The 20,006-nt window shown below is 42.7% G+C and carries 13 protein-coding genes; 7 read left to right on the top strand and 6 right to left on the bottom strand.

Annotated features, from left to right (window positions below):
* Positions 1–84: 84 nt before the first annotated feature.
* The gene (locus V7K41_RS17425) at positions 85–5,211 is read right to left on the bottom strand and encodes a CHAT domain-containing protein (RefSeq protein ID WP_334850086.1); all 5,127 of its coding nucleotides are present in this window, start codon (positions 5,209–5,211) and stop codon (positions 85–87) included.
* Between the two features lie 378 nt (positions 5,212–5,589).
* Between V7K41_RS17425 and V7K41_RS17430 the strand changes: the two genes are divergently transcribed.
* Together V7K41_RS17430 and V7K41_RS17435 are read left to right on the top strand one after the other, a co-directional pair.
* Positions 5,590–7,401 (top strand): ShlB/FhaC/HecB family hemolysin secretion/activation protein, encoded by a 1,812-nt coding sequence (locus tag V7K41_RS17430; RefSeq protein WP_334850088.1) that lies wholly within the window; start codon positions 5,590–5,592, stop codon positions 7,399–7,401.
* Between the two features lie 800 nt (positions 7,402–8,201).
* Positions 8,202–8,456 carry a DUF7219 family protein gene (locus V7K41_RS17435; RefSeq protein WP_334850089.1) on the top strand — a complete coding sequence of 85 codons (255 nt, stop codon included), beginning with the start codon at positions 8,202–8,204 and terminating at the stop codon, positions 8,454–8,456.
* A gap of 66 nt (positions 8,457–8,522) precedes the next feature.
* Here V7K41_RS17435 and V7K41_RS17440 read toward each other — a convergent pair whose 3' ends face one another.
* Complete coding sequence (locus V7K41_RS17440; protein WP_334850107.1) at positions 8,523–9,554, bottom strand: VOC family protein; 1,032 nt, start codon at positions 9,552–9,554, stop codon at positions 8,523–8,525.
* Positions 9,555–9,755: 201 nt separating this feature from the next.
* Here V7K41_RS17440 and V7K41_RS17445 point away from each other — a divergent pair, with 201 nt between their 5' ends.
* From V7K41_RS17445 to V7K41_RS17460, 4 genes are all read left to right on the top strand, one after another.
* Positions 9,756–10,379 (top strand): DUF3859 domain-containing protein, encoded by a 624-nt coding sequence (locus V7K41_RS17445; protein WP_334850091.1) that lies wholly within the window; start codon positions 9,756–9,758, stop codon positions 10,377–10,379.
* 5 nt (positions 10,380–10,384) lie between these two features.
* The gene (locus V7K41_RS17450) at positions 10,385–12,139 is read left to right on the top strand and encodes an asparagine synthetase B family protein (RefSeq protein WP_334850092.1); all 1,755 of its coding nucleotides are present in this window, start codon (positions 10,385–10,387) and stop codon (positions 12,137–12,139) included.
* Positions 12,127–13,392, top strand: coding sequence for a diaminopimelate decarboxylase family protein (locus tag V7K41_RS17455; protein WP_334850094.1), 1,266 nt, complete (start codon positions 12,127–12,129; stop codon positions 13,390–13,392). Before V7K41_RS17450 ends, V7K41_RS17455 begins: the two co-directional genes overlap by 13 nt.
* A 544-nt stretch (positions 13,393–13,936) precedes the next feature.
* A complete protein-coding gene (locus tag V7K41_RS17460) occupies positions 13,937–14,722 on the top strand; it encodes a hypothetical protein (RefSeq protein WP_334850096.1) in 786 nt (261 codons plus the stop codon).
* A gap of 97 nt (positions 14,723–14,819) precedes the next feature.
* Here V7K41_RS17460 and V7K41_RS17465 read toward each other — a convergent pair whose 3' ends face one another.
* Both V7K41_RS17465 and V7K41_RS17470 read right to left on the bottom strand, forming a co-directional pair.
* Entirely contained in the window at positions 14,820–15,704 is an 885-nt protein-coding gene (locus V7K41_RS17465) for a DUF4351 domain-containing protein (RefSeq protein WP_334850098.1), read from the bottom strand.
* A 98-nt stretch (positions 15,705–15,802) separates the two neighbouring features.
* Positions 15,803–16,357, bottom strand: a complete 555-nt coding sequence (locus V7K41_RS17470; RefSeq protein WP_334850100.1) for a hypothetical protein — start codon at positions 16,355–16,357, stop codon at positions 15,803–15,805.
* 414 nt (positions 16,358–16,771) lie between these two features.
* On the opposite strand from V7K41_RS17470, the gene V7K41_RS17475 reads away from it, so the two are divergent.
* Positions 16,772–18,760 (top strand): S8 family serine peptidase, encoded by a 1,989-nt coding sequence (locus tag V7K41_RS17475; protein WP_334850102.1) that lies wholly within the window; start codon positions 16,772–16,774, stop codon positions 18,758–18,760.
* A gap of 139 nt (positions 18,761–18,899) precedes the next feature.
* Here the strand turns inward: V7K41_RS17475 and V7K41_RS17480 are convergent, their stop codons facing one another.
* Both V7K41_RS17480 and V7K41_RS17485 read right to left on the bottom strand, forming a co-directional pair.
* Entirely contained in the window at positions 18,900–19,682 is a 783-nt protein-coding gene (locus V7K41_RS17480; RefSeq protein ID WP_334850103.1) for an ATP-grasp domain-containing protein, read from the bottom strand.
* 29 nt (positions 19,683–19,711) lie between these two features.
* Positions 19,712–19,834 carry a hypothetical protein gene (locus V7K41_RS17485; protein WP_334850105.1) on the bottom strand — a complete coding sequence of 41 codons (123 nt, stop codon included), beginning with the start codon at positions 19,832–19,834 and terminating at the stop codon, positions 19,712–19,714.
* Positions 19,835–20,006 lie beyond the last annotated feature (172 nt).

Genomic DNA, 20,006 nt, shown 5'->3' on the forward strand with positions numbered 1-20,006 from the left:
GCCCCCTGCCCCCTGCCCCCTGCCCCCTGCGCTCTTAATGATAAGTCTTTTACCCAACATGATATGACTCCCTATTCCTTACCTTTACCAAGGATTGCCAACCATTGTAAATCCAGCCCAATAATAAGGATGCATAAGTGATTCATCAGCACTGTCAGCAGGTAAAGGCAAATTCCCAACTACTCCTAAACCTTGCACTTGTCCATCCTTTACATAAATTTGGCCTTTGACCATAGCTACCTGAGCCTGTCTGAGAGCTTCTGCCTTAATCGGAGCTGTCTTTAAGTTGTTATAAAATTGTGTCATCAACGCTGCTGTGCCAGCATCATTAACCGACCAAAGACTAGCAACACTAGTTTTCACACCTGCCAGCACTGCTAAACCCGCAAATCCAAGCTCAGACTCTTCATCCCCTAAAGCTGTTCTACAAGCACTTAGCACCATCATCTCGACTTGGGGTTGATTCAACTTTAACTGTCGTAATTGGTTCAAGCGTAACTTGTCCTCCCACAGCTGAATATAGGAGTTGCTCAAGGCGCCAGTAACAAAATCAGCATGGGTTGCCATGTGAATAATCCCGAAAGGTTGTTGGCGACGAATACTTTTGAGATTGTCTAAGGTGGCTTGCTTGTCTAACAATAATTTGCCCCCCCAGAGTTTGGACACTAGTGTTGATAATTCAACGGGAACTCCTGGTAAAGGATCTTGCCCTTGAGTACTTTGAGAAACCCCCAGCGCTAAAATTTGAGATTTTCTAATGTCTGTATACACGGTGTTAGTCAAGCTGAGACTGGGCATCAAGTCAATACTGTATTTTTCTACCAGAAACTGCTTACCGTCGTGAAGTGCTGCCATTGGGGTTGAACGTAACCCAACGTCTTGTAGAAAGACTAGATTGCTAATCTTTTGCGCCTGTAAATCTGCTTCCACTGGTGCAATAATCCAGCGATAAAGTTGTTGAGATGAACGCAAATAACCAGTGCGGCGACGGTTTTGGGGACTAACGATTTGATCGCGAAATTCTTGAACTACTTGGAGAACTTTAGCTCTGGTCGCTTCTGGGATGCGCTTGCGGATGGGGTCGCCCTTTGCGGTTACTACCACCAATTCTAGTTGGTCATTAACTTGCTCTGCTTCGGTATTCAACTGTTTAGTAAATGTCGCTTTGCCTGAATTTGGCGGTGGTTGAATTTCTACAGGAACAAAATTGGTGTAGATAAATGCAGGTTTAACGCCAGTAGCTTTCTCAATATTGCCAGCGATCTCTTTGGCATCATCCAATGTTTTGATTTTAGGAGTGGGGATGCCTAAATAGTCGGCAATTTCATTTGTGAAACCACCTTCGGCAGTAGAATTGGCATTAATAACAGGGAGATCGGGTCTAAAGCTAGAGGGGTTAAGGTTAGGATTAGGTGGTGTACCTGTGTTGCACTGGAATGTACAGGGGGGAAAATCAGGCACATTATTGCCATTATTTCCATTATTGCCATTATTGCCATTATTGCCATTATTGCTATTGACGTTGATTCCTATTTGTGTTCGTGCAGAAGAGGACACACCATCGCTTGCACTGATGGCGAAGGCATTTAATGACCCATTGGTATCTGCCGGAGGTGTGTACACCAAAGTATCGCCGCTAGATAAGGTAGTAACACCAGGAATCACGGGAGCGCCATTGACAGTCAGATTTCCTGTATTTACCGCATCAATGCGTATGGAGGTAATGTCATTATTAGCATCCGTGACCACGGCAGCCAAACTGCCGAAAGGCAGGGCCACTGGCTGATTTGTCTGAGTATTGGGTAGCGATGAATTTGCCGTTAATGTCGGCGGGGTGTTGACAGAAGTAATGGTGATAGCTCCTGGAGTGCCGCTAGCATCTCCGGTAGTAGGTAAAACTGGAAAGCTATTTGAAGGAATGATTGAATTGTCGCCTGTATTAATTGCCCCTGCTGTGCCATTGACACTTGCATCACCTACGATAAATGGCACATTGTTTGGGCCACCATCATGTTGAATTCTGACAGTACCTCCCGCAAGAGGTCGAGCGATAAAACCTACTTCACCAGGAATATATCCACCAGTTGCGATCGTGCTAACCGTTTCTATTCCTTGAATCAGTCCGTTGGTCAGAACTTGCACATTGCCACCTTGAACTTGCAGAAATTGCACATTGCCATTTTGACCAGTGTTTAGATCGCCAAAATTATCCGCTAAAGACTCTGTATCAATGCTGGTAAAGCGAATTGTGCTGTCAAAGGGCTTGGTAGTCTGTAAAGTAACGTTGCCACCTGTAGCACTTGCAGTATTATCCACTCCAATAACAGTTGCTGACGCATTAATGGCTCCATTTACAGTGATATTATCTCTGGCAGTTAAGGTGACGGCACCAGCCGTGCCAGTAAAATCGCCACCTCCTTGCTTGACTACAGACGAGTTAATTGCTCCTGTGGTAATGCTGCCACCTGTTGTTGTTGCTACCACATTGCCACCTGAACCTGAGATATAAGCATCATTGGAAGAAGAATTAATCGTACCTGTGAGTATGTTGCCTGCGGCACTTAAAGTCACTGTTCCAGCCGGATTAGTAAAGAAAAATCCTTGGTTATGACTAGTGTCGAGGTTATTTAAAGTAATTCCACCACTAGTACTTTGGACTGTAATATTACCGCCAGCGTAGCCCGGACCACTGGCAATAATGTCCCCCGCAGTGATGCTGCCGCTCGCAGATAAATTGACATTGCCACTATAACCAGAAAAATTAGTAGTCGTATCTAAATTTCCCAACGATAAGCTGGCTCCCGAAATGCTGATTGCTCCTCCGTTTGTCTGGATTGTGTTGGTAGGGTCAACAAAGTTTACAGAACCAGTTTGTGAGGTCAGGCTGAAGCTACCACCGCCCAAGTTTAATGAAGCGACACCATCAGTAGTTACTCCGGGTGTAGCTCCGGTGATATCATTGATGGTAATATTTCCCGTAGCTTGTAAGTTGATATTTGCACCCGATGCTGCGATCGCACCCCAAGAAACAGTGTTAGCCCCACTATCTAGAACGTCAAACAGAATATTGCCAGGTGACAGCGTTGTTATCTGATTATCATAATCACCTGGCGTTCCTGGTAGGCCATCGTAAAGCACCCCATCTGGGACATCGATAATGGTCAATGTGCTGGGGTCTAGCAATAAAGTGCCAAAGTTGCCATTAGGGGCTAAAGTATCTACCAAACCGTTGAAGGTCAAGAAATTTTTGCCTGATACTTCTACAAAACCACCATTGCCAGCATTTGCTCCTCCACGAGCCGAAATGTTACCAAAAAACTTGGTTGTGTCGTTACCCCAAACAATTACCCGTCCGCCATTTCCATTCAAATTGCTATCGGCATTAATGACGGATTTTGAGTCTACGTAAGTCCGATCTGCATTGGGTAAAGTCCCCTTACCTTGATAATCTCCACCAATTAGCACAGTACCGCCGCCATTGTTTCCAGAGGCGTTAATATTGGCATCAATCACCGCGACTTTTTTACCCAAAGCAGTTACCGTACCGCCTGTTTGACTCGCTGCATTCACTGTCCCAGAAACAATCGTTGTACCTGGAGTTGTGGGAATTGTGACATTAGAGCCTGTCAATTTTACAGTTCCATCAGGATTGGCTGTTAACCCTGTGTTACCAACTGTGAGTAGTTCGGGTATTGAGGCGATGGGAATTGTCCAGTTATTGGGTTGGTTGCTACTAGAGGCGAGGGGCTGAATTTCTAGACTCAGCAGATTTCCTGGCTGACTGAGACGTACCCAATTTTGTCCTGGTACTGATGTAACGGTAATCTGCCCTCCAGGTGCCGAAAGTTGCCCGGTGTTGATTACAGTACCGCCTAATAAATTCAAATTTTGCCCAGTACCTACTACCAAATTTCCAGTATTTGCGATCGCTCCTGGCTGATTTGTACTAAAGGCAAATCCGTTGGGGTTTCCCACTAAAGCATTGTAGTCATTCACACCGATGGCGTTGAACCAACTGCTACCAAAGCCAATGCCGTTAGCTGTTGTCACCGTAAAAGCACCAGGCACATTTAAACTGGCGTTTGTTCCAAAAATAAATCCGGCTGGATTCATCAAGAAAAGGTTAGCATTGCCACCTGTCACCTGAATTAAGCCATTGATAACCGAGGCATTCCCGCCTGTAACTCGACCAAGGATATTTTGCAGCGCCGGATTAGCTTGAAAGTTAGCAATTTGTTCTGGTGAAATCCCAAATTGTTGAAAGCTGTGAAAGAGGTTTGCACCATCTTTAGAAGTTGTGCCGCCATTGATATCAAGTCGATTGCCGTTGGGAGTCACAATTGTACCTGTACCATCGTTAGCAGGAACTATTTGTTGTGCTTGGGCTAATTTGGGACTTACCAGCGAGGCAATAACTAGGACTGAAGCGGCGATATTGTGTAGTAGAGGTTTTTTGTGACGCAATATGAAGCGACCTGTGGGCAATTCTACATCGATTTGTAACTTGTCTGCTAATCTGCGTCGCCAAAGTGCTTGAGCGATCGCCTTCTGCGACCAGAGTATTTGTTCTTTTTTTCTAGTAACAGAGATGCTTTGAGAATGATTTCGATATAAGTAGAGGGGCTGTTTAACTTGGCGCACCTGAGTTACTTCTGAAAGTCGTAAACACAAGTCGTAATCATAAGCACTACCAGCAAAGGATGCGTTGACACCTCCCACTTGGTCGTAAACAGAACGGCGCATGAGGCGGAAGTGAAAAGTCATGAAGTTTAGCAACAAACCTGCTTGAGAATAAGGAATGTCACAACGATGACCGTAGCCAATTACTTTGCCGTCTCGATCGATATTTAAGTAGTCGGTGTAAACAAATCCTGTTTCTGGGTGGCGGTTGAGAACTGTAGCGGTTTGGGCGAGGGCGGTAGGGGCTAGGATATCATCACTGTCTACGATACCAATGTAAGCGCCACTAGTTTGAGCGATCGCTCTTTTACAAGCCGCAGTAACTCCTTGATGGTGTGCTTGGACTACCCGCACTCGTCCATCTTGTTGAGCATAGTTGTTTGCGATCGCCACCGATCTATCTGTAGAGCCATCATCCCAAATTAGTAGCTCAAAATCTTGCCATGTCTGCGCTAAGACGCTAGCGATCGCTTCTTCAAGGTAAGACGCCCGGTTGTAATTGACGATGACAATGGAAATCGGTGGTGACATCGAAGTATTCCCAAGTTTTCTACCTGTTACCACAATATAATGCTAGGGACTATCACTTAGAAGAAATCGCTGTTAATTATAGTTTTAGTTACAAATCTTCTGAAATCTGAATGTCAAAAATATGATATTGAAATATTCATAAGCTGTTACGCAAAGAAAATTGCACATTAACTAGTGTTCGCGCAGCGTCTCCTTCAGGAGAGGGTTGTCCTTTGTCATTTGTCCTTTGTCCTTTGTCCTTAGAAATACAAATGACTAATGACTAATGACGGTCTATACAGAGTTTGTGCAATATATAGGCGTATTAGCTTATAGCAATAGCATAGTCAAAAATCAAAATCAGCCCAGTCGTTAAATAAGACACTTTACTGAGGATAAATGAGAAAAAAAACAGAAACTAGTGTTCAGCTGAGAGCAACGACTCAGCAAAGAAGCGTCTATTTCTCTCATCAGTTAGACACTTGGCATTTGGCAATTACTAAATGCAGTAAGCACAGTTTCAGTTTTCGGTGCGGCTTGCTAATTCTGCCTGCGATCTGGATAGTAACTGCAAATGGACTTAGAGCTACAGCAAATATTTTTACACCGGACTCGGTTCCAAAAAGCAGCCAGTCAGAGTTACAAATAGTACAAGAAACAGAACCTACTCCAGCAACTAACCCACCACCAGAAACACCACAACGCATTCGGGTTCGTAAAATCCAGGTTGTAGGTAGCACAGTTTTTAATGAAAATGATTTTAATCCAGTAGTGAAACCGTTTGAAGAGCGGGACTTAACTTTAGAAGAAATTAGACAAGCCGCAGATGCTGTTACCCAGCTTTACCTAAATAAAGGCTATATAAATTCCAGAGCGATTCCAGATACTCAACAATCTAGTACCGCAGATGGTGTTGTGGTGATTCGGGTATTTGAAGGACGTTTGACAGAGATTAATATCGAAGGGACGCGACGATTAAACCCATCTTATATTCGTAGTCGCATCCAACTAGGTGCTGGTATTCCTCTCAATACTGGTAAGCTCGAAGAACAACTAAAACTATTGCGACTCGACCCCCTATTTACAAATGTGGAAGCGCGTTTGCGTCCAACTGGTAAGGTTGGTCAAAGTACTCTCGTTGTCAGAGTTGAAGAGGCAAACCCTTTAACTGGTAGCTTGGGTGTAGATAATTATTCGCCTCCCAGTATTGGGGCGGAAAGATTGGGTATTGAATTGCGCGATCGCAATTTAACCGGTATGGGAGATGAGTTAGCAGGCTCCTATTACCATACACTTTCTGGTGGTTCCGATGTGTTTGATTTTGCCTACCAAGTTCCCGTAAACGCCATGAACGGCAAAGTGCAGATTCGAGCTGCATTTTATCGCAACGAAATCACTGAGCCACCCTTTGATGCCTTTGGTATTAAGGCAAACCAGGATCTTTATGAAATCAATTATCGTCAACCATTGATGCGATCGCCCAAAGAAGAATTTGCTCTATCTTTAGGATTTACCTATGAAGATGGTCAAACCTTCCTGTTTGATAACCTCGCAACCCCCTTTGGCATTGGGCCTGATGTCAATGGCGTTAGCCGCACCAGTGTAATTAAATTTGGTCAAGATTATATCAGGCGGGAATCTCAAGGAGCTTGGTTTTTGCGATCGCAATTTAATTTTGGCGTTGATATATTAGATGCAACTATCAATAATGACCCCATACCCGATGGTCGCTTTTTCAGTTGGCTTGGTCAAGTCCAGCGCGTGCAGCAACTGAGCAACAATCATCTATTGCTGATCCAAGCAGACTTGCAGCTTACACCAGATAGCCTTTTACCTTCCCAACAATTTGTGATTGGCGGTGGACAATCTGTAAGGGGATATCGCCAAAATATCCGTTCTGGGGATAATGGATTTCGGGTAGCGATCGAAGATCGGTTTACAGTGCAGCGTAATGAATCTGGATTATCGACAATTCAACTGGCGCCATTTGTAGACATGGGAGCCGTCTGGAATCAGTCTGATAATCCCAATCCGCTACCCAATCAAACTTTTTTAGTGGGCGCAGGCTTAGGATTATTATGGAATCAGGCAATGGGAATTGATAATCTCTTTTTGCGGCTAGATTATGGATTTCCATTTATCGATCTGAGCGATCGTGGCAATAACGCTCAAGATGATGGTTTTTACTTTAGCCTTCGCTATCAACCTTAGTAGGGGCAATTCATGTAGACGCATACTCCTATGGAGAAGCAAGCTACGCAAAGCGTCTTGCACAGAAGCGAGGTATTGTCCATTTGATAAAGTCGAGTTTAATAAGCAAAAGCAGCTTTGACTTACTCAAAAGCAGCTTTGACTTACTCATTTTGGTGTTTTCCGCAAGCAAAATGAACTTTGACTTACTCAAAAGCAGCTTTGACTTACTCATTTTGGTGTTTTCCGCAAGCAAAAGCAGCTTTGACTTACTCATTTTGGTGTTTTCCGCAAGCAAAATGAACTTTGACTTACTCAAAATCAGCTTTGACTTACTTATTTCAGTGTTTTCCGCAATGAATTATATCATGTCCGCTTGATTAGTTATTATTCCAGGCATCTATCCAAAAATCTTAAAACCCTCTTTCCCCCTGCTCCCTGCCCCCTGCTCCCTGCCCCTAATCCCTGCCCCCTGCCCCTAATCCCTGCCCCCTGCCCCCTGCCCCCTGCTCCCTGCCCCCTGCGAAGTCTTTTACCAAACATGATATTACCCTTCCCTCCTGCCTTATCCCAAGGTTTAACCAAAATATTAGTTTTTCAGGAATTTGAATTTGGGATTGTGTATATACACAAAGAGAAAAATTATAGTTTATAAATTTAACTAGAGCATCGATTCAGTAATCAAAAACCTAACCCCCCAGCCCCCTTCCCTAGAAAGGAAGGGGGAGCTAAACTCCCCTCTCCTCCAAGGAGAGGGGTAGGGGGAGAGGTTCTTCGAGGATTACTGAATTGGTGTTCTAGGAATTACAGAGAGCAAACTTATGACACAACCTAACTCGCAAGACAAAAACAGCTTTCTTTACCCACGTAGTCGGTATTATGGGAAATTCCAGCCAGAAAACTTAGTATTTAATGCCAACCTACAAGAATTTTCTCAAAAAATTAGTTACATCACATGTCTAGAAACAGGGGGAAAACTCTCTCAGGAAGAAGCTTACGAGCAAATTAAAAAACTTTGGAAACAATTGAAACACAGCAAAAAGCAGCTAGCGGTTGATGGAAATAAAGAAGTTTAAACTAATGAAAATGGGGAATAGGGCATTGGGCATAGTTTTCTCCTCGTCCCCCTGTCCCCTTATCAGTTAATTACCTTCTAGCAAAGTCCAGAAATAGCCATCTGGTGCAATAAAAGAGAAACTCGTCTCGCTAAATTCATTACTAATAATATCTGTAACTTTTTGTGCAGTACTTGCCTTGATGCGATCGCAATACTCCTGTATTCCTTTAACCCGATAGGTATATAAAGACATACCCAAGCTACCTGGTTGGGCTGCTTCAAAGTGTGATTCCAAATTAATAGATTCTGGAAATCGAACGATATAAAGTCTACCACTGCGCGTAGCCATCAGGTCAGACTTAGAAGAACGGGGATCGTCAAAGGTAGTGACAATAAACTTTTCACCAGGATTTAGGTCAAAAATATCTCGACCTGCTGGCGAAGATTCATAGCTAGTTTCAACATCATCACGTACACGCAGCAAACCCAAAACTTCTTCATAAAACTTCAGGGTTTCTTTGCTGTCATCTTGAACGATAATCCCTATATGAGTAAACTGACTAGTCTTGAGAGGCGCATTATGGTTAACTTGTCCGTAATGCGGTAGTGTATAGCCAAACCGTTGAAACAAAACCTGTCGAGCTAAGGGTTGCAGTAGCAGCATTTCTCGCACACCAACTGCTGGCTCAATAAAAGGACGGCTTTTTCTGTCTTTGTTGTAGATGACTTCCCAATAAGGGTAAGAGTATCTAATAGGGAAACCTGCTGCCTTTGCATCCTCTATATGATTTAAGATACTCAAGATATCCGTAGTTAAGCTTGTCGCCCAACGATTTCCCTTAATTTTCATTGACGCTATTCCCAAACCTTCATTTGTGGGATTTTGCCAAACCATCAGCCGAATCAAACCATGATCTGCATTTTGGTGATAGAGGCGGATTGAGCGTAAAGATGAATTCACCCCATATAATTGATGGGCGACATCTGCGGTTAATTCACCCACTTCACCAATGCGATAGCCAAATTGCTCCCAATACTGAATTGCAGAAATTGGCTCTGGAATGCCGATGCAGACTTCATCGATACCTGCAATTGTAGTTTGTTGTTCTTGAGTCATAATCAGTGCTGAGTTGGGAGAGAGGCGATGAATCGCGTCTGTACAAGAGTGAGACGTAGAGACGCGATTCATCGCGTCTGTGTTTACAAAAGTATCTCTTAAAAAATCCGAAAAGCAACAACTTTATTTTGTAGCTTATGATGTACCTACAAAAATGAGATTTAGCGATCGCTATAAAGTTTTTTTAACAGGAGTTAAGCTATGACGCAGCGACTGACTCAAGAGCAATTATCACAAATAGTTACAGAAGTAGAAAGTCTGCAATTGCGTTGGGAAGCGGAACTAGACCAACAGCAAGTCAGAGAAATTTTACAGGAGTTGAATTTACCGCCAGAGTTACTAGATGAAGCGCTGATTCAATTAAATCGCCGCCAAGCACTAGAGGTACAACAACGCCGGAATCGATGGATTGTCTCTGGAGTGGTGGCAGTTATAGTGGTTGTCATTGTATTTACAATATTTTTTATGCAGCAGCAAAGTTCTACACTTTCCCGTGTTTATGCTCAACAAGACCGCATCACTTTGACACAAGATAATGGGGGCGACTTAAAGACAATTTCCCGCCAAACCAATCCAGAAGTGTTGTATCGTGTCACCTTAAAGGATGCACCCTTGGATAAAAAGTTGGCTCTTTCCTGTAATTGGATTGACCCAAGCGGTCAAATTGTCAAGCAAAACAACTATCAAACCCGTGAGATTAATACCTCTGTCTGGGATACCCAATGTCGTTACACTATTAACCCAGCTGCAACTGTCGGTAATTGGAAAGTACAGATGTTCCTGGAAAATCGGCAGATTAGCGATGCAACCTTTGAAGTTAAATAGTCCAGATGGGTATCCCGCATCACTTTCTTGGCTATTGGGGTTACGGCGTTCAACAGGATTTGGAAACGCTGTTAACTAGTGTTGTGGATAGAAGGGGAAAGGCTTTGAAGTTTTCTGCACAGGAAAATTCTCCTCTTCCCATCTGGAATGTTGTTTATATAGGACTTGATGGCAATTCCCCGTCGCAACAAAATCAAATTGCTGCCATCTTTGCATCAGGATTATTTAGTTCACCCGATGCTTGGGTAATCCAGGAAAACAACTGCCTAATTTTGGGAAGAGAACCTTTCGGAAAGATGCCTTTGTATTGGACTGTGCAAGGACAAATAATCTGGTTTGCATCCCAACTGCGATTACTCTTGCCGATTTTGCAACAGTCAGAAGTTAGCATTCCTGGGTTATATGGTTATAGCTGTTTTTCTTACGTTCCCACGCCCTTAACTCCTATTAATGGAGTGTTTGCAGTGACGGCGGGAACTGAGTTAGTTTGCCAGAGCGATCGTCAATTAGGTAAGCTGCGATCGCCTGAATTTAAAAACATCCACTCGTGGCGGGAAGCGCCAGAACAGTTAACAGATGAAGCTACAGCAATTTACCAATTGCAAACTCTCCTGAAAGACTCCATTGAGCGTCAGATTGCCGATTTAAAAGATGAGCCTATTGGGGTGTTTCTCTCTGGCGGACTCGATTCTTCAGTAGTGGCGGCGCTGCTGGTACAAGCAGGGGTGAAAGTCCGCGCCTACACTTTAGATTTTGGTGACGCAGGGATTCCAGAATATCTCTATGCTGAACAAGTCGCCCAGTCTCTCAAAATTCCGCTTGTTAAAGTTGCAGTAACCCCAAGTTCGATTAAGAATGCCTTAATTCCGACTGTGCAAGCATTGGATTTGCCTTTTGGAGATGGCGTGTGTGTGCCGTTGTATCTCCTATCTGAGAGAGCGAGTCAGGAAACTCAGGTAATTTTTAACGGCGAAGGTGGAGATCAATTATTTGCTGGTTGGACGAACAAACCTTTAATAGCCGCAGGTGTTTATCAAGCAGAAAATCCCGCCGGACAGGAAACTTTTATCCAGCAATATCTCCGCACCTTTCACCGTCTTGGGGGATACGAATCTCAAGTTTATCAGCCAGAGGTTTATGCACAGATCCAAAATTTGCATCCTGAAGATTGGCTGTTAACAGCTCTCGATCGCAATGAATGTCCATCTTTGCTGCATCGCCTCCGCCGTGCTAATTTGATGCTCAAAGGAGCGCAGAATATCCATCCCCGTGCAACTGCATTGGGGTTTGCTCATAAATTATGGGTGCGATCGCCTTTTTGTGATTTACCTCTAGCTGAGTGGACATTTTGCCTATCTGGAGAACTCTGTTTGCAGGGTGCTTGTGAAAAATATATCCTCAAACAGGCTGTAGAAAATTGGCTTCCACCCGAAATTGTCTGGCGACAAAAACGTGGTATGGGGGTTCCTTTAACTTCTTGGTGTTTAAATGATTTTTGGCATCAACTCGGCATTTGGCTCAATCCAGAAATACTTCGCGCCAACAATCACTTTTATCCTCACATTGCGGCACAAATCGTTGAAGGCAAACTGGGAGCAGCTATTCAAGGCCGTCGAATTGGTGAAACACTCTGGTTATTAATTATGTGGCAACTTTGGCGATCGCACGTTTTAAATGAAGAAATAAGTAAACAGTCTTGGGATCATCCCTTTTGGTTACATCGTTGGCTATGGAGAAATTATAAGCGATGGCAAGGTTAGATAAAAGTGAGGAGTTAGGAGTTAGGAGTGAACAATTAATTTCCTCATCTCCCCCATTCTCCAGGGAATTTGCCCAAAAGTTACTGAGTACTTACGGTTCTCCGCTTTATGTTTATAATGGCGATCGCTTGCGCGAAACTATTGAGCGGATTAGCAAAGCAGTCAGTTATCCCCGCACGCAATTTTGCTTTGCCAGTGTTACCAATGGCAACATTGCGCTGTTAAAAATTTTTCGCTCCTTTGGATGGGGACTTCACGCCAATACGCCAGGAGATATTTATTTAGGATTGCAAGCTGGTTTCGATCCTAGTGAGATTGTTTATAGCGGCAGTAATTTGAATTGCGCTGAGATGCTACAAGTTATAAATTGGGGAGTTACAACTCTCAATTTCGATAGCCTCGCTCAGTTGCAATTGTGCTGCGAAGTTTTGCCCAAACATAAAGAGAAATCGATTCGGCTAGGTTTACGTCTCAATTTGCCAGAAATTACCGGAGATAGCCGCATTGGTGTACGTCCAGAGGAATTTGGTGATGCGATCGCTTTAACTAGTGAGGTGGGATTAAAGCTGAGTGGTTTACACTTCTATCGAGGAACGGGAACTAACGCCACAGCAGCTTTTACCCAAGCGATCGATACGGTAATCGCTATTGCACAAAAGTTACCTGATTGGGAATATTTAGATTTTGGTGGTGGCTTTGGCTATCCTTATCACCATAATAAAACAGCCTTTGACTGGGAAATATTTGGGGCTGAGTTAACCGAGAGAATTACTCGTTTAGGACGGGAAATTGATTTGGTGATTGAACCGGGGCGAAGTGCGATCGCTGGATGTGCAACTTTGCTTGCTCAAGTTGTTTCTGTAAAATGGCAAGGAGAAAAACAGATTGTCGGAGTTGATACCACCGTTGCCAATCTTTCAGTACCCTCAGTACACGGTGGCTACCGAGAAATTATCACCTGGAAGCAAGCAGACAATCGATTCACAACTGATATTTGTGGTAATACAACATATTCACGAGATTATCTGGGGAAAAATTGCCAACTCCCAGTTTTAGAAATTGGTGATATCGTTGCCATTCTAGATGTCGGTGCTTATGGTTATGCCATGTCGTCTCACTTTTTACACCGCCCTAAACCTGCGGAAGTCTTGCTAGAAAATGGCACACACCGCCTGATTCGTCGGCGGGAAGACTATAGTGTTTTACTAACAAATCAGGTGCTAGATAGTTCCCCCCTTAAAAAGGGGGGTTAGGGGGGATCAAGCTTGATCTGAACCGTATTGATTAATAATTAATCACTAACATTGAACAACCATTATGAAGTGTATTAACTGCGGAACTGATAATAAACTAAAAGACCGGACAGCTAATCAAGGTCGGTGTATAAAATGCAATCATCTCTTTGCCTTTGAACCGACTAGTATGAGTAATGTTCAGATTACCGATCCTTTTTTTGCAAAAGCGATCGCTGACATTTCTGCAAATAACACCTTATTTTTCACACCCAAGCAACTGCTTTATTTTCTAGATAATCGTCTAGCAAAAAACTCAAAGTCAATTTCAAGATTTAGGTGGCTAGTTCTTTTTATTTTTATTAACTTGGTTACATCAATAACGATTTTTCTACCGCTTATAGTAAATCTAGCATTTATTATTTTTTTTCATGAAAGTAGCAAATCAGCTAAACTCAATATTGTAAGTCGTAAACAGAATGCAAGGAATTTGCAAATTATAGGAGGAATAATCATTTTTATTGGAATTCTACTCAGTCTTCCCTTAAATTCATTCAGATTGTTTTTGATTTTTGTTGTTATGGGAATGCTACCTATATATTTAGGAACTCGACAGTTAAGGCGAATTCAATTATTAACACAAGACTTTTTAATTTCACAATCTCAGGTTAAAGATTGGCTAGACCGCTGGCAGCAAATTAATGGTTCAATTCTCAAAATTCTTCCTTCACCAAAGCAGGAGAATACACCAGCCACAGTTAATCCTGATGTGACTGCTTACAGTTTTGATAGATTAGTCGTTTGTGAGAGTGCTAGTATTGCTCAACTATTAATCGCTAATAATTTTCACTTTGAAAATAACTGTGCAATTCTTAGCATTACTGGATATCCCCAAAGCATTTTTGACACCACAATGCAAATGCTGCGGCGCAATCCCGATTTGAAAGTCTATGCAATACATGATTGCAATCCACAAGGAATTGGTTTAGTTTATAATTTGAGAACCAATGCTAATTGGTTTCTCAATAGCGAGATTATGATTCTTGATATTGGACTAACGCCACGTCAAATTATCGCTACTAAGCGCGGAATGTTCATTCAATCCTCTCCAGAGTCGGCGCAAGCAGCTAAACAATTACCTGAAGAAATACGTCAAAGTTTATCTGCTGAAGAAGTAACATGGTTAGAATCTGGAAAGTTTGTGGAATTGGAATCTTTCACTCCCCAAAGAATAATTAAAGTTCTGCAAAAAGGTATTGCTGGAAGTCAAACTTTAGAAAGTGATGACAGTAGCTTGCTTTTAGTAGGCGATACAGGAAATGATATGTACGTTGTTCAAAGTTTTGGTTAGTATTCTCATTTCAATTGTAGGGGCAATTCATGACTTGCCCCTACACGAATAAAGCGCAGGATCACATAAGATTTGTTTATTGATTTACAGATTAGATTTATTCAATTTGTTGATTTAACCAAGCTTCTAAATCAGAAATAGCTGAGAAGTCTAACAAAGCCTCTCCTAACGCCTCCAATTGTTCAATAGATAATTCTTGAACTCGCTCAATAGTAGATGAATCAATCTCACCCAAACGGCGATTTAATTGACGTATAATTAAACGTTGTTCCCCTTGTTGTACAGCTTGTTCCCGGTCTTGTTGATAAAGTGGTTTTAATCGCATAATTAACTCCCGATCGTCTTCTTCTGAATTTTGATTAACTTGCAAGTTTTGTCGCAAGTTATAAAGTAATTCTAGCGTTGCTCTGCGAAATGGATGATTTGATGATAGTGCTTCTAATTCATCTATTGCTTGTTTTTGTACTGTTCCTCGACCGAGAATTCTTAACCACAGAGTTTCTTGGGTACGCGGTAACTGATGAATTGCAACGATCGCAGTCCGCAAATACTCTGCGATAAAATGTACTCCAGGTAGCCAATCTACCTTTTGAGTAGCACCGAATCCTGACAGCAGTGTTGTAGATGCTGTTGGAGTGAGTATCCATAATTTGGGAAGTTCTAATTCTGAAATGGAAGTTTTATTGCGATTTGCTTGACGTTGTAATCCACCCCTTACTTCTAATAATTTTAACAGACAATCACAAATTTCTTCTTTTGATGCAGGGTTACGGAAGGGTTCAAAAATGGCTGCTGTAGCTGCAAATCTTCCTAATAATCCTAGTGTTTCTAAATTCGTGCTTTGTTTCGTTAAAGGAGAAAACAAAACATCGATTTCTCGAACTTCTCCCGCCACACGGCTAGAACCTTGCACTTCTCCATAAAGTTTTAGTAATTCTTCCAAATAGTCTTTTGCAAATTGATCGTGGATAAATCTAGTCATTCAATCAAAAAAGATTTAGGCAATAGTGAAGCATGGTACTTATATTACCGTCAACTGAGAAGTAAGAATATCTTTAATATGCATACATAATTTGTAATTTATCTGAAACCTCTTTCCATAAGCATTTGAGGTTCGACATTCTCAACGTTAGCGATCGCTTCTAACTGAGAAATTCCAGCGATCGCATCAACAATATTACCTGATTGGGCACGCAACCAAGCGGTATGAGGCGCATAAGAAAGGCTTTGTGCAACTTTGTAACCCGCTCGATTAATTACCTCGTGCTGCGACTCCACATCAACGCCTTCAGCAAAGCGGATAAAAACCAGTCCAGTTGGTACTGCTATAGAACCATTGGATTCTAGTGTATAAACCGGACTCAATATACCCTGTTCTGATTGATTGGGTTCGCCGGAAAAAACTGCAATTGCACCGTCGTTAAGTCGTAAAATTGCTCCTGTTGCCACAGTGTCGCGTTGATTGTAATGTACTGCATAGTACCCAGGTTTACGAGTGTAGTATACAGTTGTGCGATTGCCGCCAATATAAATTTGTTCAGGATATTCAGAAAAGTAGTCTTTTTGAAATCTCACTTCACCAATCAGGGGTAGAGAGTACACCTGTAGAAAATATTCAACCGGAAAATAAAACATATTTCTCAAGTTCTAATGATGTTATAGCGTTTTTCAGTGGCATCAAATACATTCTTTTGATCGTGATTCACAGTTATACGCCCCTACTGATAGTGAAGATTCTTAAAACAACCTGATTTTGAATCCCTCTTTTCTGGAAAGACTAATCGAAGGTTTGTATGAACTTAGATAGATTAAATTCTGTAGCGTAATACACATATAACACATGAAATTAGAAGCATCCATAAAGTTAACGTAAGCCTACAATGTGTGCAGCAAGCTTTAAAAATAAGGCATAATACGGTTTCCCAATCCCCCTTATGAGTGCTGAGTGGGGAATCCTAACTTCTTTACTCAGGACTGGGAACTGTTATGCCCAATGCCCAATGCCCCATGCCCAATTCTCAATTTTCAAAATATTTAGGAGATTAAACAATGGTTCAGGTTCGCTATGGTGGACAGAACGGCCAACAGTATGAATTTGCTATCAGTAACGAACACGTTGTAGTGCGTACCGAAAGCCGCAGCACTCTGCTTGGTGCAAGATCCTTTGAAGTCGCAACTGTATCACCCATAGCTCGTAGTGTTCTCAATCAATTTGAGTTAACAACAAGGTTTCGGCAAGCGGGTGTAGAAATTTTGCAAGCGAAAGTTCCAAATCAGGGTGTTGCTTTGCGCGATCGCGCCCGTGAAATTCTCAACAATGAGTCTGAAGTCCAATTTGCCGGACGTGTCCTAATCGATCCAGTATCTCAACAACCTGTAGTTTACACTGAAAACCTTTTTGTTAAATTTGAAAGCGAAGAAGAGTCAGGTGTCTGCCAAGAGGTTTTAAGACGTTACAACTTAACAATTAAACGCCAACTTGAATACGCCCGAAATGCTTATTTTGTCAGTGCGCCTGCAAATACTGGTATAGCCGTCTTTGACATCGCCGAGAGAGTTCTGCATGAGGAATCAGTAGAACTGTGCCATCCTGAACTAGCACGTGAGTCACGCCAACGTCAGGTTTTCCCGCAGCAATGGCACTTAAAGCAAACAACAATTAATGGTAAGACAATTAACGCCCATGCCAACGTTGAAGCAGCTTGGAAGTTGAGCAATGGCACTGGGACAATTATTGCAATTATCGACGATGGTGTGGATCTCGATCATGAAGAGTTCCGTTCCTCTGGTAAGATTGTTGCTCCGCGTGATGTCACACGTAAAACGAACAATCCCAGACCGGGAAACGATAATAACCACGGTACATCCTGTGCAGGAGTAGCCTGTGCAAACGGTAACTTTGGAGCATCTGGTGTGGCACCGGGGGCAAAACTCATGCCGATTCGTTTAGCTTCGGCGTTGGGGTCGCAGGATGAAGCAGATGCTTTTATTTGGGCGGCTCAAAATGGTGCTGATGTTATTTCTTGCAGTTGGGGTCCAGCAGACGGTACTTGGTTTGAGCCAGACGATCCCGTACACAAGCAAAAAGTACCTTTGCCTGATTCTACACGACTCGCTATAGATTTTGCAATCAATAAAGGACGCAACGGCAAGGGCTGTGTAATTTTATTCGCGGCTGGCAATGGTAACGAAAGCGTCGATAATGACGGCTATGCCAGCAACCAAAAAGTGATTGCAGTGGCAGCTTGTAACGACTACGGTACGAGAAGCGCTTACAGTGATTTTGGTCAGGCAGTTTGGTGTGCCTTTCCTAGCAACAATGGTGACAGTTCTCAAACCACTGGAATTTGGACAACCGATCGCTCTGGTGTACTTGGCTATAATTCGGGTAATCGAAATCTGGGTGAGGCTTTAGGCAACTATACGAACGAATTTGGCGGTACTTCCAGTTCCTGTCCAGGTGCAGCAGGTGTCGCCGCCTTAATTCTTGCTAGAAACCCAAATCTGCGTTGGGATGAAGTGCGAGACATTATTAAACGCTCCTGCGATCGCATTGATTCAGCTGGAGGTAAATATGATGCCAATGGTCGCAGCCCCTTTTACGGTTACGGTCGAATCAATGCTCTGAAAGCTGTAGAATTGGCCATGCCTGCTCAAACATCGCCCATTAGTATTTTCCAGGCAGTGCAAGATATCCCAATTAACGACTTGCAAACATCAACATTGTCGGTGGCGATCGCTAATACCAGCCTCTTAAAATCCATCAAAGTTAATGTAGATATCGAGCATACTTATATTGGGGATCTTATCGTTACTCTTCTTCCCCCAGTACAAATAGGTATACTTCCCGTAATTCTGCACGATCGCCAGGGCGGAGCTACAGATAATATTAAAACAACCTATGACGAGGTAAACACCCTAAAACTTGCTGCCTTTAAAGGTAAAAGTCCCCAAGGAACCTGGACTCTTCAAGTTGCAGATAAAGCTAACGCAGACACAGGAAAGATTCGCAGCTTGACCATTGAAATTGGATTTTGAGTTAAGGATAATTGTCGGCTGGATAGAGCGATCGCTCTACCCAAGCTTTTTGCGTAAATTTCGTGGCGAATTGAGGGTTAAAATTTTAATGCAGATGCGCTTCGCCTTCCTACAGGGTAGGATCGCAAAGGTTTAATCATCACACTACCCACAGTTGAGTAAAACGTTCAGCCGTCCATCCAACAATATCTGATACTTGCCCGTCACCAATTTCTACGATCCGCTTAGTACCATCTCTACGCTCTATTACATCCACTGAAAAAAACTGACTTCTAATGCGCTTGGCACACTCAGAAACAATCTCTGGAATTTCCTCATCTAGTAAAGCGGCAAAAGGTTTACCATATACGACAAAGTAACGCCTCTCGGTTTCAGGCACAAAATCTTCAATCCGCCGCACACAAATACCTCCCTCAATACTGCCCCGAAACCTCTGCATTTCGGCAACCACTGTTTCGATTTCCGAAGCTTTATCAATCATCGATCCAACTGAGGTTTTGAGAGATTTAACATAATCTTTGATAAAAAATCCATTCCAGCCAAGTTGATTCAACTCACTCTCTAAATCATCATCAACGGAATAAAATTTAGTCTCTGGAGTTAAATCAGTAATCAGAGGATACCAGTTTATCAGATAGTGTGTAGCTAAATACTCAGCCTTAGAAGTTAAGACACTTGCTCCTGTACTCTCTACAACACTAACTAATAACTCATAATCGGAGGGCGAGAGCATCCAACCCCGGTAGACCACTTTTGAATCAGAAGTCGGGACTGGAATAACTCTTGATGAACCAGATCCCAGCGACTCCAAAGAAATAACGGAAGTTGCAAACCCAGCATTTTGCATACAAGCAACTTGCTCCAAGTATGCTGCATCCGCTTTCTTAGGATTGAAGTAATCACTAGGAAAAAGAAATCTCACAATATTTGGATTGAATATACAGCTAATTACTAATTATATCGGACGGAACTCTGTAAATCTCTGAGATGGAGTGCTGTAAACAATCCTGCAAAACCACCTTTGAGAATCACAATCGGCAGAGCATTTTTTGTTTCATGTATTTGCGATCGCATAATTCAACCTACCTTGGAAAATACCCATCCAACCCCTAGCGCTATCAAGGTGAGTTTTGTATTCATTCCACCTCTGAACTCGGCAGTTGAGCCTTTTTACTCGGCAGTTGAGCCTTTTTACTCGGCAGTTGAGCCTTTTTACTCGGCAGTTGAGCCTTTTTACTCGGCAGTT

Origin of the sequence: Nostoc sp. (assembly GCF_036917415.1) — a bacterium.
Classification (GTDB): Bacteria; Cyanobacteriota; Cyanobacteriia; order Cyanobacteriales; family Nostocaceae; genus Nostoc.

Bases quoted from the DNA above. Each gene is read 5' to 3' on its own strand.
- V7K41_RS17485 (WP_334850105.1), bottom strand. From the start codon at position 19,834: ATGCGATCGCAAATACATGAAACAAAAAATGCTCTGCCGATTGTGATT.
- V7K41_RS17470 (WP_334850100.1), bottom strand. From the start codon at position 16,357: ATGTTTTATTTTCCGGTTGAATATTTTCTACAGGTGTACTCTCTACCC.
- V7K41_RS17430 (WP_334850088.1), top strand. From the start codon at position 5,590: ATGAGAAAAAAAACAGAAACTAGTGTTCAGCTGAGAGCAACGACTCAG.
- V7K41_RS17425 (WP_334850086.1), bottom strand. From the start codon at position 5,211: ATGTCACCACCGATTTCCATTGTCATCGTCAATTACAACCGGGCGTCT.
- V7K41_RS17465 (WP_334850098.1), bottom strand. From the start codon at position 15,704: ATGACTAGATTTATCCACGATCAATTTGCAAAAGACTATTTGGAAGAA.
- V7K41_RS17445 (WP_334850091.1), top strand. From the start codon at position 9,756: ATGACGCAGCGACTGACTCAAGAGCAATTATCACAAATAGTTACAGAA.
- V7K41_RS17440 (WP_334850107.1), bottom strand. From the start codon at position 9,554: ATGACTCAAGAACAACAAACTACAATTGCAGGTATCGATGAAGTCTGC.
- V7K41_RS17450 (WP_334850092.1), top strand. From the start codon at position 10,385: ATGGGTATCCCGCATCACTTTCTTGGCTATTGGGGTTACGGCGTTCAA.
- V7K41_RS17455 (WP_334850094.1), top strand. From the start codon at position 12,127: ATGGCAAGGTTAGATAAAAGTGAGGAGTTAGGAGTTAGGAGTGAACAA.
- V7K41_RS17435 (WP_334850089.1), top strand. From the start codon at position 8,202: ATGACACAACCTAACTCGCAAGACAAAAACAGCTTTCTTTACCCACGT.
- V7K41_RS17475 (WP_334850102.1), top strand. From the start codon at position 16,772: ATGGTTCAGGTTCGCTATGGTGGACAGAACGGCCAACAGTATGAATTT.